Here is a 15,076-nt window from a genome sequence, read left to right as displayed (position 1 = left end):
TAAATTAAAGTACCATAGTTTCTATTGGTGCTACCAGAATTCCTTCAGCACCATTCATTTTCAGTTCGTCCAGAACTTCCCAAAATCTATCTTCATTGATTACGGTATGGATCGAACTCCATCCCTTCTCTGCCAAAGGTAAAACAGTTGGACTTCTCATCCCGGGAAGCAGACTAATAATCTTTTCCAATTTATCATCAGGGGCATTCAGTAGAATATATTTTGAAGTTCGCGCGTTCAAAACAGATTTTAATCTGAATTGCAGTTTTTCAAGTATCTGCTTACGCTCTTCAGAAATTTTAGGAGATATGGCCAGTACCGCTTCACTTTTCAGCATTACTTCAACTTCCTTGAGTCCGTTTTTAAATAGTGTACTTCCGCTGGATACAATATCGCAAATAGCATCTGCAAGCCCAATATTAGGAGCAATTTCAACAGAACCATTAATAATATGAAGATCGGCAGAGATACCCTTCTCCTGTAAATAGTCCTTTACTGTATTTGGGTAAGAAGTCGCAATTTTGAGTCCGTCAAGGTCTTTAATACCGTTGTATTTAAAGGACTTAGGAACCGCGAGGGAAACTTTGCACTTGGAAAAACCTAGTTTCTCTCCTCTAATAATATCTTTTCCCTTCTCAATAAGTACGTTTTCACCAATGATAGCAACATCTACCACACCATCCCTCAAATATTGAGGAATATCACCATTACGTAGATACATCACTTCTAATGGAAAATTTCTCGATGATGCTTTTAGCTGCTCTTTACCATTATCGATGGAAATACCTGCATCTTTTAAAACCTTGATAGAATCTTCAAAAAGTCTTCCTGACTTCTGTACTGCGATCCTTAATTTTTGCTGACTCATAATTTAGTTAATATTAGGAATAAAAAAACCCGCTTGATTTCTCAAACGGGTCATGATATTATAGTTAGTGTTACAACATATCACATTTACCTCGCTTGAGCGTGGAGTAAAAAATGATGGTGATGTACATTAAAATTCGTCATTGTGATGCCAAAGCTAAATAAAAATCTGAATTATAAAACCAGTTTTTTAATTTTTAATATTTGTTTATTAATTGTCACCAAGAATAATTGGCATTCCACCTTCACCAGAACCTATAACAATCACCTTACTATTTGGTGATTTTGCCAGTTCTACGGTAGCCTGAATTCCTTTTTCCTGAAGTACTTTATCTGTCAGCGATTCACTAAGAATAGTGTTCGCACGTGCTTTACCTTCAGCATCAATTCTTTGTCTTTCTGCTTCCTGCTCTGCTTTTGAAAGTCGGAATTCGTACTCAAGCGACTCCTGTTCCTGTCTAAGTTTACGTTCGATCGCATCTTTGATCGTAGACGGTAAGGAAACATCTCTTACTAAAACTTCATTTACCTGAACATATTGATCTTCGAGAAGCAGGTTTGTTTCATCGAAGATTTCCTTCTGAATTGCTTCCCGCTTACTGGCATATAGTTGCTCCGGATTGTAACGTCCTACCACAGCTCTTGTTGCAGATCTTATTGCCGGCTGAAGTAAACGTTGAATGTAAGCCTCTCCTTTTTCCTGGTGTAACTTACCAAGAGCTTCGTATTCTGGCTGAAACCATACGGAAGCATCCAGGCTAATTTCCAGACCGTTTGAAGATAATACAGTCATTTCTTCATCGATGGATTGTTGACGCACTTCGTAGACAAAAACTTTGTTCCAGGGTGCAACCACGTGAAATCCTTCAGAAAGAGGACTTCCTTCAGTTACAACACCACCACCAAATGTTTTGTAAAGTACTCCGGCTTCTCCGGAATCGATAGTTACAGTAGATTTTGCAAGTAAAATTATTACAATGACTAACCCGATAAATAACGGGATACCAATTTTAGGTAATCTTTCCATATAAATTTTTGAAGTTAAATTAGACCCTTATATTTTCGGTAAAACCATTCCAGGGCAAGGGCAAATACAACAAGAAATAGCAGGTAGTACCAGTCTATCAAAGGTACGGTTTTTTGTTCGCTTTTAAGAACTGGCCTGTGACTATCATTCTTCAACAAATAGTCTTCAAAGGTTTTAAACTGATCTTCGTAAAAAACAGTTGAATTATTGTTCGTGGCCAGGAATTGCATGGATGCCAGGTTTGCTGTTTGCTGTTGCTCTTCCGCATTATAATCGAGCACGTTGAAAGCTCCGTTTTTTAGAAGATTCGTATTTTCAGCCTGTAATTTATAAGTGTAATTCCCAGGTGCAAGATTCCCAATCTCTGCTATATATTGAAGATTCCTGACTACAAGGCTGGAATTTAAAACAGTATTCCCCAGACTATCCAAAATACTAATATCAAGGTTTTCACCAGAATCGAAGCTGTAATTTTCATCGTAATAAGCAGCACTTATTTCTACAAGTTCATTCTCCAGAAATGATTGAGGATGCTCTACGATCAATCTTTCATTAGATTTCACAGCACTTAAATTCTGTACCAAATCACTAATAAACCCATTGACCTGCTCGAAATTCTGGTCTTTCCGAAAACTTGCCGCTCTCCAGCGCCAAATATTCTCACCCGTAAGCAGACCTATTTTTGGTTTGACTCTGGAAACGGCAAGAAGCGGACTATCAGTTTCGACTCCCTGTATTTTTTGATATAACTGCACTGCGTAACGATTTGCATCAATTTCCGTTTCTCCAAATGCAATTTGTAAGGGCGGTAGATCTTCGTAGGCTAAATCTTTTGGTTGATAAATGGCAAAGTTGTCGTTCTTTACAGCAAACACATCCTGTGGTTGATCGATGCTGTTCTTGGAGAATCCTAATTGGAGTTCGTTCAGAAATTGCCAGTCAGTTTCGGGACCTGTAATGAACAACTTTCCTGCCTCAAGACCAGAGATTGACTCTATAGTTTTTTGAAAGTTTCGGTTTACATTGTACAGTATAAATAACTGCATATCAGATATTTCATTATTATTAAAATCAGGAATATATTGTATCTCAACCTTACGTTGTGAGTTCGATTCAATAGCAGCCTTCAAAGCTCCCAGATCCGGATGAGGACCTGGACTTAGAATCATGATCTTAGAGCTTTCGTCTACAATTTCGACGGAGAAGTTTTCAGTATTGTTTCTGAAATTCTTCTCATCTGGTATTTGGCTAAGCCTGGCAGTATAGTTTTTGAGTCCGATACTTTTAGCTTCCAGTTCAGCATTTACAATAATTGATCTATTGTTTTTAGAAAATTTAAGGTCCTTCTGAAATACAACTTTTCCCGAGTTCAGAATCTGCAGCTTCGTATTACGTTCATTAGATCCAGAATAGTTCAGAAAAAGTTCAACAGGAAATTTATTATTCAGGAAGGCATACCTGTTTACATTGATGCGCTGAATAGCTACATCTTCAAAACTACTCGTATCGCCTGCGATTACAGGTAGTATTTCAGTAGTTTCAGAAGATTTATGATATCGAAAGTCTCTGCCGGTATTTTGATTTCCATCACTTAGTAAAACAAGTACACCTTTATTGTTATTCATTAGCTCTTCAGCCTGTTTTAAAGACTGCTGAATATTGGTGAGGTCTTCACTGAAATATGAAGTGCTATCTGAAGTTAGCAGGCCCCTTCCGAAGTTATAATTGATAATTTCGAATTTGTCATTCAGTTTTTCTGAAGAGAGAATCTTGTTTTGAAAGTTCTGAAGAACAGAATCCTTCTGAAGAATTTTAATGGACTCTGAAGCATCGGATAATATTACCAGTTTCTCTTTCACCTGAATTCGTTCAGTATGAGTGATCTTGGGATTAATAAGCAGTAAAAGAATCAGAAATATAGAAAAACTACGAAGTCCGAAAAGTGCATAATTCCCGGAACTTTTCGTGTTCTTATAAAGATTCTGAAAAAAAGAAAACCCCAGAGCTATTAAAAGCGCCAGGGTTATCAATAATATTATTTGAATGTTCATTAATTCACGTTGGTATAGTGAAAATACAAATTATAGTGTGATTATAGTATCTGTAAGCTACAAAGCTCGATTATTTTCAACCTTGAAGATATCAAGCCTAATTCGCAGATCTTTTTCTAAAATTTAATTCACTCCATTTAAACGGAATAAATTTCAGAAGAATAGCTACTCCCACTCCCATTAATGCCCCGGCAAAAGTCTGAAATAAAGAATCCTGAGGCAACAAATAAGTAGCGATTCCAGATAGAACCATTATAGCAAGTCCCTTCCATTGACTCCAATTCAATTTTATATTCATAAGATTATTCAATTAAGTATGCATTCCGCCATCTACATGAATCACCTGACCGGTCACGTAAGAACTCAAGTCACTACCAAGATACACACACGTATTCGCAATATCTTCAGGCTTTCCACCACGTTTTAGAGGAATCGAATCTCTCCAGCCCTGTACTGTTTTTTCGTCAAGCTTTTCGGTCATTTCGGTTTCAATAAATCCTGGAGCCACTACATTTGTCCTGATATTCCTGGAACCAAGTTCCTGAGCCATCGATTTTGAAAACCCAATGATCCCAGCTTTAGAAGCTGCGTAGTTTGATTGTCCGGCATTTCCAGTAACTCCTACTACAGAACTCATATTAATGATACTACCAGAACGTTGCTTAAGCATGGTTCTTTGTACGGCTTTGGTCATATTAAAAATAGACTTCAGATTAACCTCGATCACCTTGTCAAAATCTGCTTCGCTCATTCGCATTAAAAGGTTATCCTTTGTAATACCAGCGTTGTTGATCACGATGTCTATAGATCCAAATTCAGCATTTACATCATCGATCAATTTCTGTGCTTCTTCGAAACTGGCAGCATTAGATTGATAGGCTTTAGCTTTTACACCTTTAGCTTCTAATTCTTTTGCAAGATCTTCAGCAGACTGTGCCGAAGAATTATAGGTGAATGCGACATTGGCTCCATGCTCGGCAAAAACCTGAGCGATTCCTTTTCCAATACCTCTACTACCACCTGTGATGATGGCATTCTTTCCTTGTAGTAATTTCATATAACTTGATCTTGGTTAATTGTCTTTCCAAATATAGCAAAAGCCTAATGCATTGCATAAAAAAACCCTTCTTAGAGTATAAGAAGGGTTTCAAATTATTTCGGGTTTGCTTATCCTTTTAAAACTTCAGCAACTTTCATCCCTATTTCAGCAGGAGAATCAACCACGTGGATTCCATTCTCTCTTAAAATTTTCTTTTTAGCCTGAGCAGTGTCTTCACTTCCTCCAACGATCGCACCGGCATGTCCCATTGTACGTCCAGCAGGAGCAGTTTCTCCAGCGATAAATCCAACAACTGGCTTTCTGTTACCGTTTTGTTTTACCCACTGTGCAGCATCAGCCTCAAGCTGACCTCCAATTTCACCGATCATAACGATACACTCAGTTTCATCATCGTTCATCAACAATTCTACAGCTTCTTTCGTAGTAGTTCCAATAATTGGATCTCCACCAATACCAATCGCAGTAGTGATACCAAGACCTTGTTTTACAACCTGATCTGCAGCTTCATAAGTAAGCGTACCGGATTTAGAAACGATTCCAACTTTTCCTTTTTTGAAAACAAAACCTGGCATAATACCAACTTTAGCTTCTCCTGGAGTGATCACACCTGGACAGTTAGGCCCAATAAGTCTGCAATCACGGTCTTTAATATAATCTGAAGCCTTTACCATGTCTGATACAGGTATTCCTTCAGTAATAGTAATAATCACTTTAATTCCAGCATCGGCAGCCTCCATAATGGCATCTGCAGCGAAAGCTGGTGGTACGAAGATGATAGAAACATCTGCTCCAACCTGCTCTACAGCTTCAGAAACTGTATTAAAAACTGGCTTATCAAGATGCTTTTGTCCTCCTTTACCAGGAGTAACTCCACCAACTACATTTGTACCGTATTCTATCATTTGTTCAGCATGGAAAGTACCTTCACTACCGGTAAAACCCTGCACGATTACTTTAGAATCTTTATTGACTAAAACGCTCATAAATGTCTTTTAATTTTGGAACACAAAAGTATGTTTTTAAATATAAAACCTAAAGTCATTTTATAGATTATTGCGAGAAAAAACCTTAAAGTTGATATAAAATTAACCTGAAATGAAAATTCCCGGGGGAGTTTACATCTGAATTTCTAAAATTATCTACTTCCCGTAATCTTCATAGAACCTTCGGAATCTCCTGTTTGGTTGACAACGATCTTCGTATAGTTCTTTGATTCTATAATCTTAGTTGCTTTTTTAGCCGAGATCTTTTTGCCATTATAAAAAAAACTGCCACCCTCTGCATTGATTTTCTTGATAGTTTTTAATGGATCTGGAGCAGTTGGCGGTGCTGGAGGATTTGGTACTGCTTTTTGTTTGTTCTTGTCTTTAACTTTTGACCTGTCCTTTAATTTCTGGTCTTTACTGTCCATCTCTACCTTGATATAGTTTACCTCTAAGGATTCAGTGGCTACTAAGTCTTCCTCAACTGTTACATATTTCCCTGTTTTAGGCGCCTTGGGAGGCTTGGGAGGTTTTGGTGGTTTTGGTGCCTTTTGTGGTTTTGCTGATTTAGGCGGTTTTGGTGGCTTTGGAACTTGATGATCTTCACCACGGTGCACTGGAGGCGGCGGTGGAAGTATATCATGACCGCTAACTTTAGACATTCTGCTTTTTCTGAATTCACTATTCAGAGATTCCATAAGTCCAGGTGCAGGGTCGATCACTTGCATTCTGAAATTATAATTTTTCAGCTCTTCGTCTGTTTTCCCTTCGGAAAGCTTATCCAGAGTTTCACTTAACTTATTAGGATTCGTTTTTACTCCGTTTACTCGAAGCGTGTTGCCGGATACCTGAATACTGAAGAGATTGTCTCTCTGTTCTCCAACACTTGAATTTGAGCTTTTGGAGGCTGGATCTCTGCCTTCTACAGCCTGTACTGGCGGTGGCGGAGGTGGTGGCGGTGTTGCACCAGTTTCTGGAGTGCTTGGAGCTAGAAACTCAGTTCCTGAAATTCTGGATAGTTCAGTTTTGCGATACTCAGCATTAAGTTTTTCAATAAACCCAGTAGTTGAATTAGCGAAGTCTACATAAAAATATGGGTTTTTCAACTGCCAGTTGTTCCAGTCCTTTGTAATTTTATCCAACTCTTCAGCAAAATCCTTAAGAGATACTGGCTTGTCGTACAATAGAATATCTTCTTTGTTCACTGTGATATAAACCGATTTTTTCTTCTGAAGCTCGATCAATTCCGAGTTCTCATCAATTGATAGCACTGGCTTCGCTACAATTTCTTGATTGAAAGTATAGATGCAACCACCAAGAATGGGTATCAATACCAGCATTTTCATACTCAGCCGTCTGGCTGAAAGATTTTTTGTCATCATAAGTATTCGTTTTTTGATTAATGAATGATTAATGGGACTTGCCAGAACGTTATGATCCTGTCCCCGGCTGTAACCTAAAAGAAGTTCACTGTAATCTCTCAGATTTTGATGCTTTGCAAGTACTTGCTCATCTGCGAGAAACTCATGGTTTAATTTGATGGAATTTTTGATGTATATAAATATTGGATTGAACCAGAAAATCGCATTCACCAGTTCCAGAAATAGAAGATCCCAGGAATGTTTTTGATCTACATGCGCTTTTTCATGTGCTATCACCGCTTCTGAAATCTGTGCGTTCTTAAATTCCTTTCTACTGAAAAATATGTAATGCAGGAAACTGAAAGGATTGATGGAAGTACCAAGCAGCACATAGATATACGGAAGTTCTTTTTTAAGCTGACCTGTTTTTATCGTCAATCGCATTCTATTAAGATTCCATAAAAACCGAAGCAAAAAAGCGAAATACCCTATGAAATAAATGGTTAGCAATATCTGACTCCCATACTGGTCGAAAAAACCAATTTCCTGTACAATCGATGAGTTTTCAGATGGTTTTACTATCATCGGCGCAGTGTCAACGAATTCTTTGGCCGCAACCTCGTAAGAAATGCTAATGAATGGCAGGATCGCTGAAAACAACAGCATGAAGATCAGATAAAAACGCTTTAGCCTGTTGAATTTTTCAGCTTCCAGAAAAAATTTATAGAAGGCAAAAAGAACCAGCAAACATCCCGCAGATTTTAAGATATACTCAAGCATCTCAATCCTGTTTTATTTTATCATCAATCAGTTTTCTCAATTTCTTCAACTCATTATCAGTAAGATCTGTTTCTTCAGTAAAGAAAGATGCAAACTGCGAGGCAGAGTTATCAAAAAAGGATTTGATCATCCCATTCATTCTTTTAGAGAAATACGCTTTCTTGCTTACTTTAGGATAATATTCCCTGGACCGGCCTATCTGCTCATAAGCAACAAAATTTTTATCCTGCATTCTTTTAAGCAAAGTTGCGATAGTCGTGGTTGCAGGTTTTGGATCGGGATAAGCTTCGATAAGTTCTTTCATAAAAGCTTTCTCCTTTTTCCAGAGCAATTGCATTAGTTCTTCTTCCGCATTAGAGAGTGACATAGAAAAGATATTGATTCTCTACAAATGTAGAATAAATATCCCATTCTACAAACGTAGAAGCGATTATTTATAAAAAAACCCTCTGATAATCAGAGGGTTTAAAGTTTTATGACCAGGGATCATCGTCGATCTCTTCACCTAGCTGACTAATTTGAGTGCCCTTGTAGAGTTTTCCATCTTTCAGCTCCCACATTGCGACGAAATGCGCTAGCGGCATTTCCTCTTCGGGGTTTTCTATAGTTCTTACGAAATAGGTAAAATGGATAGCAGCTTCATTCCCATTGGAGATGATCTTTTCAGTCTCAGCTCGCAATGATTCGTATGATTCTGAAATCTCTTTCGTGATCTCAGAAATGCCTTCCAAATTTAATTTTCTGAATCCTGTAGTACCGTACCAGCGTAATTCAACATCTGGATGAAGATATGCTTTCAGCACTTCTTCATCTTTATAGAAGTTGGATTCATAAAATTTGGTTACAATATCTTTAGTCTCTAGATCCATAAATCTTATTTTAATTTTTTGACAATCTCCGGCAATTGTTTAATCGCCGCATATTCTCTAAGTTTTGTTCGTACTTCACCAAAAGGCGTGCCCCAATAGGTTGTGCCAGGTGTAGTATCCTTTGAAACTCCGCATTGTGCCATAAGAACCGTTCCTGTAGCAATTCGAACATCACTTCTAATTCCAACCTGTCCCCAGATCGTGACATCGTCTTCTACGATTACACAACCGGCTATTCCAATTTGAGATGCTAATAAACAATTTTTTCCGATAACAGTATCATGCCCGATCTGAATTAAATTATCCAGCTTGGAACCTTCACCGATTGTAGTATCTCCAGTAACCCCGCGATCTATCGAACAATTCGTTCCTATCTCTACATGGTCCTGCACTACTACTCTACCACCTGATAATAATTTATCAAATCCTTCTGTTCTCTTTTTATAATAAAAAGCATCACCGCCCAGTACCGTTCCACTATGGATAATCACATGATCACCAATCACACAATTATCACCGATGGTAACATTTGCGTGGATAAGACAGTTCTTACCAATGGAAACATTATTACCAATAACGGCGTTTGGTTGCACGATAGATCCTTCGCCGATCTTTGCAGATTCTGCGATAGTAGCATGTAGCTTTTCGAATGGCTTAAAATAGCGTGTAAGCTTATTGAAATCGCGAAATGGGTCTTCAGAAATTAGCAAAGCTTTCCCATCTGGACAGTCCACTTCTTTATTAATAAGAATAACAGTCGCTGCAGAGTTGAGTGCTTTATCATAATACTTAGGATGATCTACAAAAACGATATCTCCCGGATTCACCACGTGAATCTCATTCATACCCAGAACAGGAAAATCTGCATCACCTACATACGAACAATCAATAAGATCTGCTATCTGAGATAGCTTATGTTCTTGAGGGAATTTCATAGATTATTCCTTAATTCTCTCTTTGTAAGTACCTTTTTCGGTTTCGATCTTGATCTTATCACCTTCATTGATAAAAAGAGGAACATTCACCTCATAACCAGTTTCTACGGTTGCTGGTTTTGTAGCATTTGTAGCGGTGTTTCCTTTTAAACCAGGTTCTGTATGTGTAACTTCTAATACTACACTTCCGGGCATTTCTACTGAAAGTGGCATGTTATCTTCAGTATTAATAAGAATTGTTACCACTTCGCCTTCCTTCAAAAGCTTCGGCATATCCAGGGCATTTTCGGTAAGTCGAATTTGTGTATAATCTTCCACGTTCATGAAATGCCAGAATTCGCCATCTTCATATAAGAACTGAAATTTATGAGTTTCAACTCGAATATCTTCAATCTTATGCCCTGCGGAAAATGTATTATCAAGAACTTTTCCTGTAGTAACACTTTTTAGTTTAGTTCTAACGAATGCCGGACCTTTCCCCGGTTTTACATGTAAAAATTCGGTTATCTTATAAATATCGTGGTTGTAACGAATACATAAACCGTTTCTGATATCACTGGTACTAGCCATAAGTTTTTAGTTTGAGCTGAAGTATCCTTTCATGATACCTCTTTGTGAGTTTTTAATAAATTCTAATATTTCATCCCTTTCTGCGGTTGCCTGCATTTCAGCTTCAATGATCGCTACCGCCTGGGAATTATTGTAATTTTTCTGGTATAGTATTCTATAAATATCCTGAATTTCCCTGATCTTTTCCGTAGAAAAACCTCTTCTTCTTAGTCCGATAGAATTGATACCTACATAACTTAGAGGTTCTCTACCCGCTTTTACAAATGGCGGAACATCTTTTCTAACCATAGATCCACCGGTAACAAATGCATGTTTTCCAATGCTACAAAATTGCTGAATCGCTGCCATTCCCGCGAGAACTACATGATCCCCAACATTTATGTGACCTGCAAGCGTACTGTTATTTGAAAAGATACAATTATCCCCTACGATACAATCATGAGCAACGTGGCAATAGGCCATGATCCAGCAATTGTTCCCAATTACCGTCTTCATTCTATCTGTTGTTCCCCTATTTATGGTAACACATTCACGAATCGTAGTGTTATCACCTATTACAGTAAGAGTATCTTCGTCATTAAATTTCTTATCCTGAGGCACCGCAGAAATTACTGCGCCTGGAAAAATACTACAATTCTTACCAATACGCGCACCTTCCATGATGCTAACATTGGAACCAATCCAGGTACCTTCTCCAATCACTACATTATTATGTATGGTCGCGAAAGGTTCGATAACCACATTCTTGGCGATCTTTGCTCCCGGATGCACATATGCTAAAGGTTGGTTCATAGTTTTTATTTTGATTTTACAATTTGTGCCATAAGGATGGCTTCAGTCGCTAATTGTCCGTTTACATAGGCATAACCCTGCATCTGGCAAATACCACGACGAATAGGAGCCAGTAACTCCAGCTTAAAAATTAAAGTATCCCCAGGCACCACCTGTCTTTTGAATTTCACATTATCGATCTTCATAAAGAAGGTTAGATAATTTTCAGGATCCGGAACCGACTTTAAAGCTAATATTCCACCGGTTTGAGCCATAGCTTCCACCTGCAACACTCCAGGCATTACTGGTTTCCCAGGGAAGTGACCAACAAAAAATGGTTCGTTCATCGTCACATTCTTCATCCCGATCACGTGAGTATCTGTCAGCTCATAAATCTTGTCCACTAAAAGAAACGGAGATCTGTGCGGTAACGTATCCATGATATCATTCACATCCATAAGTGGCGGTTGAGAAAGATCGATCTTAGGTACATTGTTACGTTTTTCAGCTTTAATAACCTTGGCTAATTTCTTAGCAAATTCAGTATTGATATAATGACCAGGTTTTGTGGCAATGATTTTACCTCTAATCCTTGTCCCTGCTAGAGCCACATCCCCAATAACGTCCAGCAGTTTATGTCTTGCTGCTTCATTTGGATGATGTAATGTTAAGTTATCCAGAATCCCATTAGGTTTTACTGAAATATCATCTCTATCGAAAGCCACTCTTAGCTTCTCAAGAGTATCTTCACTAATCTCTTTATCTACATATACGATCGCATTGTTTAGATCGCCACCTTTAATAAGGCCATGCTCCAGTAAAGTTTCAATTTCATGCAGAAAACTAAATGTTCTGGAATCGGCAATTTCAGTTTTAAATTCTGAAATATGCTCTATAGAAGCATTTTGAGTACCTAATACTTTGGTTCCAAAATCTACCATGGTCGTTACCTGATATTCATCTGCAGGCATAAGAATGATTTCAGAACCATTATCATCACGATAACAAATAATATCGGTCACCACGAATTCATCTCTGTCTTCTTCCTGTTCTTCAGTACCAGCTTTCTCAAGAGCTTCTACGAAAAATTTGGAAGAACCATCCATAATTGGTGGTTCCGGAGCATTCAGCTCAATATATAAGTTATCTATTTCAAGACCTACACAGGCAGCAAGTACATGTTCCGAAGTCTGGATCGTAACACCTTTTTTATCGAGGTTAGTTCCACGCTTAGTATTTACAACGTAATTTACATCTGCCTCTACTTCAGGAGATCCTTCAAGATCTGCTCTTCTAAATACATAGCCCGTATTTACAGGCGCTGGTTTAAAAGTCAGCGTTACTTCTTTTCCAGTATGCAGGCCAACGCCTTCAAGAGAAATCTCTTCCCTTATGGTTCTTTGTTTTGAAACCTTATTAGCCATTATTAATCTTTTTATCCAGTTGGTGAATTAATTTCATTGTTTTCGGTAGGTTTTTGAAATGAATGTAGGACTTATTGTAATCACCATAACCAAATGCTGGCGACCCCTGAAGCATTTCATCATCCTTGATATCTCTACCTATACCAGATTGCGCCTGTATCTTTACACGGTCTCCAATCGTTAGATGCCCGGCGATTCCTACCTGTCCTCCAATAAGACAGTTCTTTCCAATCTTCGTAGATCCGGCAACACCAGTTTGTGCAGCAATAGCAGTATTCTCTCCTATTTCTACATTATGTGCGATTTGTATATGATTATCCAGTTTCACGCCTTTTTTGATAATCGTGGAACCCAAGGTTGCTCGATCTATAGTCGTTCCTGCACCAATATCCACGTGATCCTCAATAATAACATTCCCTATCTGCGGAACCTTACTGTAAGCACCAGTTTCTCCTGGACTAAATCCAAAACCATCAGCACCTACTACAGCGCCACTGTGAATAGTTACATCATTTCCTATAATACTTTCAGAATAGATCTTCACTCCGGCAAAAATAGTCGTGTTATCACCTATCTGCACGTTATCACCTATATAAGCATTCGGATAAATCTTTACATTTTCTCCCAGTTTCACCTGTTCTCCTATATATGCAAAGGCGCCTAGATACAGTCCGTCACCATGAGTAGCAGATTCAGCAATAAAACTGGGATTCTCGATCCCAGACTTATTTAGCTTGATCTGGTTATAGTATTCAAGTAAAGTTGAAAAAGCCTTATAGGCATCCTTTACTTTTATCAATGTAGTATTTACGGGTTGCTCAACCTCGAAGTTCTCGTTAACGATTGTAACGCTCGCATTCGTGGTATATAAAAAGCTGTTATATTTAGGATTACTTAGAAAAGTTAGAGAGCCTTCACTCCCCTCTTCTATTTTAGCAAGTTCAGAAACTTCGGCTTCAGGATTCCCCTCCACCTTACCTTCCAATATCTCGGCAATTTGTTTTGCTTTAAATTTCATTCTGGCAAAAGTAAAAAAAATGAACTAATCTTTAACTTTTGGATAACACATATAGTATTTGGTCACAGTATTTGTAAGAGCTTTGAGATTAAACTGGTCTGAAACCTTTACTACATCACATATTTTACCATTTTTATGTAAAATATTGATGTTATCCTTTTCTCGTTTATAAGCGAGATTTGCAATTTCCCCTTCGAATACAAAGTAGGATGCTTCTTTTTCTGTGATATTATATTTCTTCTGAAGAGCTTTTTTTCGCTGATCCAGCTTTTCCTGGGAAGGTCGTTTCTTTTTGATCTTACTCTTCAGAAGTTTCCTGTTAATGATCATTTCACACAAATTACTGAGTACGAAATCATCTGAATACATCCATTCCTTCATTGCAGAGATCACATCATTATCATCAAGCCTCGAAAACATTTCAAGAGTATGCTGATCAAAATTATGCCTTTCTACTTTATTCTGAAGAAAATACAATAGACTACCACTGGCATGTAATTGATGCCCCTCGCCTATCAATTCCTTGGCACGCTTTAAAACCCGTATAAGTAATTGCTCTGCCACAAGGCTGGTTTTATGCAAATATACCTGCCAGTACATTAAGCGTCTACCTATCAAAAATTTCTCGACAGAGTAAATACCCTTCTCCTCAACCACCAGTTCGTCATTCACCACATTCAGCATGGTGATAAGACGTTCACTATTGATATTACCTTCTACAGCACCGGTATAGAAACTATCACGTTTTAAATAATCAAGACGATCCATATCCATCTGACTACTAATTAACTGATTCATAAATTTGCGATCGTAACTTCCTTTGAAGATCTGAATTGCCAGAGTTAAACTTTGGTTAAATTCAGTATTCATTTGCTCCATGAAAAGCAGTGAAATGGTCTCATGATCTACTCCTTCCACCAGGCTGTGTTCCATCGCATGACTAAAAGGACCATGTCCAATATCATGCATTAAAATTGCTATAAGTAATGCTTCTTCTTCCTCTTCTGAAATCTCTACGCCTTTAATCCTGAGTATCCTAACTGCTTTCAGCATTAAGTGTACACAACCAAGAGCGTGATGAAACCTCGTGTGATGTGCCCCCGGATAGACAAGATAAGATAAACCCATTTGGGAAATTCTACGCAATCTCTGGAAGTATGGATGCTCGATAATCTTAAAGATCCGTTCATTAGGAATGGTAATAAAACCGTAAATTGGATCGTTTAGTATTTTGAGTTTAGTTTGTGAAGCCAAGCTTTTATAATCTAATGTTCAAAACAAAGATACATATATGAACTTAGCCCCGGTAATAAGTTCTATTTCAATTATAATGGTTCTCTTCGGAAGCCATAAATATTCA

15 protein-coding genes are annotated in these 15,076 nt (G+C 38.0%); all 15 read right to left on the bottom strand.

The window, feature by feature from the left end:
* Positions 1–4: 4 nt before the first annotated feature.
* Positions 5–868: an ATP phosphoribosyltransferase gene (gene hisG, locus ABVM50_RS11050; protein ID WP_405198623.1), complete on the bottom strand. Its 864-nt coding sequence runs from the start codon at positions 866–868 to the stop codon at positions 5–7.
* 210 nt (positions 869–1,078) lie between these two features.
* The gene (locus ABVM50_RS11045) at positions 1,079–1,894 is read right to left on the bottom strand and encodes a prohibitin family protein (protein ID WP_141877650.1); all 816 of its coding nucleotides are present in this window, start codon (positions 1,892–1,894) and stop codon (positions 1,079–1,081) included.
* A 14-nt stretch (positions 1,895–1,908) separates the two neighbouring features.
* Positions 1,909–3,945, bottom strand: a complete 2,037-nt coding sequence (locus tag ABVM50_RS11040) for a hypothetical protein (protein ID WP_405198622.1) — start codon at positions 3,943–3,945, stop codon at positions 1,909–1,911.
* Positions 3,946–4,042: 97 nt separating this feature from the next.
* Positions 4,043–4,243, bottom strand: coding sequence for a hypothetical protein (locus tag ABVM50_RS11035; protein WP_405198621.1), 201 nt, complete (start codon positions 4,241–4,243; stop codon positions 4,043–4,045).
* A 12-nt stretch (positions 4,244–4,255) separates the two neighbouring features.
* A complete protein-coding gene (gene fabG, locus ABVM50_RS11030; RefSeq protein WP_026916300.1) occupies positions 4,256–5,002 on the bottom strand; it encodes a 3-oxoacyl-[acyl-carrier-protein] reductase in 747 nt (248 codons plus the stop codon).
* 110 nt (positions 5,003–5,112) lie between these two features.
* The gene (gene sucD / locus ABVM50_RS11025) at positions 5,113–5,988 is read right to left on the bottom strand and encodes a succinate--CoA ligase subunit alpha (protein WP_405198620.1); all 876 of its coding nucleotides are present in this window, start codon (positions 5,986–5,988) and stop codon (positions 5,113–5,115) included.
* A 152-nt stretch (positions 5,989–6,140) separates the two neighbouring features.
* Entirely contained in the window at positions 6,141–8,129 is a 1,989-nt protein-coding gene (locus ABVM50_RS11020) for a M56 family metallopeptidase (RefSeq protein ID WP_405198619.1), read from the bottom strand.
* A 1-nt stretch (position 8,130) separates the two neighbouring features.
* Positions 8,131–8,496: a BlaI/MecI/CopY family transcriptional regulator gene (locus ABVM50_RS11015; RefSeq protein ID WP_405198618.1), complete on the bottom strand. Its 366-nt coding sequence runs from the start codon at positions 8,494–8,496 to the stop codon at positions 8,131–8,133.
* A 106-nt stretch (positions 8,497–8,602) separates the two neighbouring features.
* The gene (locus tag ABVM50_RS11010) at positions 8,603–8,998 is read right to left on the bottom strand and encodes a nuclear transport factor 2 family protein (RefSeq protein WP_405198617.1); all 396 of its coding nucleotides are present in this window, start codon (positions 8,996–8,998) and stop codon (positions 8,603–8,605) included.
* A 5-nt stretch (positions 8,999–9,003) separates the two neighbouring features.
* Positions 9,004–9,933: a UDP-3-O-(3-hydroxymyristoyl)glucosamine N-acyltransferase gene (locus ABVM50_RS11005; protein ID WP_405198616.1), complete on the bottom strand. Its 930-nt coding sequence runs from the start codon at positions 9,931–9,933 to the stop codon at positions 9,004–9,006.
* A gap of 3 nt (positions 9,934–9,936) precedes the next feature.
* Positions 9,937–10,503, bottom strand: a complete 567-nt coding sequence (gene efp / locus ABVM50_RS11000; protein WP_141877642.1) for an elongation factor P — start codon at positions 10,501–10,503, stop codon at positions 9,937–9,939.
* Between the two features lie 6 nt (positions 10,504–10,509).
* Positions 10,510–11,295 carry an acyl-ACP--UDP-N-acetylglucosamine O-acyltransferase gene (lpxA, locus tag ABVM50_RS10995; protein WP_141877641.1) on the bottom strand — a complete coding sequence of 262 codons (786 nt, stop codon included), beginning with the start codon at positions 11,293–11,295 and terminating at the stop codon, positions 10,510–10,512.
* A 5-nt stretch (positions 11,296–11,300) separates the two neighbouring features.
* The gene (locus tag ABVM50_RS10990; RefSeq protein WP_405198615.1) at positions 11,301–12,698 is read right to left on the bottom strand and encodes a bifunctional UDP-3-O-[3-hydroxymyristoyl] N-acetylglucosamine deacetylase/3-hydroxyacyl-ACP dehydratase; all 1,398 of its coding nucleotides are present in this window, start codon (positions 12,696–12,698) and stop codon (positions 11,301–11,303) included.
* Entirely contained in the window at positions 12,691–13,716 is a 1,026-nt protein-coding gene (lpxD, locus tag ABVM50_RS10985) for a UDP-3-O-(3-hydroxymyristoyl)glucosamine N-acyltransferase (RefSeq protein WP_405198614.1), read from the bottom strand. The genes ABVM50_RS10990 and lpxD overlap by 8 nt, the downstream gene beginning before the upstream one ends.
* A 24-nt stretch (positions 13,717–13,740) precedes the next feature.
* Positions 13,741–14,970, bottom strand: coding sequence for an HD domain-containing protein (locus tag ABVM50_RS10980; protein ID WP_405198613.1), 1,230 nt, complete (start codon positions 14,968–14,970; stop codon positions 13,741–13,743).
* Between the last annotated feature and the right edge of the window lie 106 nt (positions 14,971–15,076).

This window comes from Christiangramia sp. LLG6405-1, from assembly GCF_045055805.1.
Lineage (GTDB): Bacteria > Bacteroidota > Bacteroidia > Flavobacteriales > Flavobacteriaceae > Christiangramia.
This window is presented reverse-complemented; position numbering and strand designations above follow the sequence as displayed.

Bases quoted from the DNA above. Each gene is read 5' to 3' on its own strand.
- efp (WP_141877642.1), bottom strand. From the start codon at position 10,503: ATGGCTAGTACCAGTGATATCAGAAACGGTTTATGTATTCGTTACAAC.
- lpxA (WP_141877641.1), bottom strand. From the start codon at position 11,295: ATGAACCAACCTTTAGCATATGTGCATCCGGGAGCAAAGATCGCCAAG.
- ABVM50_RS11015 (WP_405198618.1), bottom strand. From the start codon at position 8,496: ATGTCACTCTCTAATGCGGAAGAAGAACTAATGCAATTGCTCTGGAAA.
- sucD (WP_405198620.1), bottom strand. From the start codon at position 5,988: ATGAGCGTTTTAGTCAATAAAGATTCTAAAGTAATCGTGCAGGGTTTT.
- ABVM50_RS11020 (WP_405198619.1), bottom strand. From the start codon at position 8,129: ATGCTTGAGTATATCTTAAAATCTGCGGGATGTTTGCTGGTTCTTTTT.
- ABVM50_RS11005 (WP_405198616.1), bottom strand. From the start codon at position 9,933: ATGAAATTCCCTCAAGAACATAAGCTATCTCAGATAGCAGATCTTATT.
- ABVM50_RS11040 (WP_405198622.1), bottom strand. From the start codon at position 3,945: ATGAACATTCAAATAATATTATTGATAACCCTGGCGCTTTTAATAGCT.
- ABVM50_RS11035 (WP_405198621.1), bottom strand. From the start codon at position 4,243: ATGAATATAAAATTGAATTGGAGTCAATGGAAGGGACTTGCTATAATG.
- lpxD (WP_405198614.1), bottom strand. From the start codon at position 13,716: ATGAAATTTAAAGCAAAACAAATTGCCGAGATATTGGAAGGTAAGGTG.
- ABVM50_RS11045 (WP_141877650.1), bottom strand. From the start codon at position 1,894: ATGGAAAGATTACCTAAAATTGGTATCCCGTTATTTATCGGGTTAGTC.
- hisG (WP_405198623.1), bottom strand. From the start codon at position 868: ATGAGTCAGCAAAAATTAAGGATCGCAGTACAGAAGTCAGGAAGACTT.
- ABVM50_RS11010 (WP_405198617.1), bottom strand. From the start codon at position 8,998: ATGGATCTAGAGACTAAAGATATTGTAACCAAATTTTATGAATCCAAC.
- ABVM50_RS10990 (WP_405198615.1), bottom strand. From the start codon at position 12,698: ATGGCTAATAAGGTTTCAAAACAAAGAACCATAAGGGAAGAGATTTCT.
- fabG (WP_026916300.1), bottom strand. From the start codon at position 5,002: ATGAAATTACTACAAGGAAAGAATGCCATCATCACAGGTGGTAGTAGA.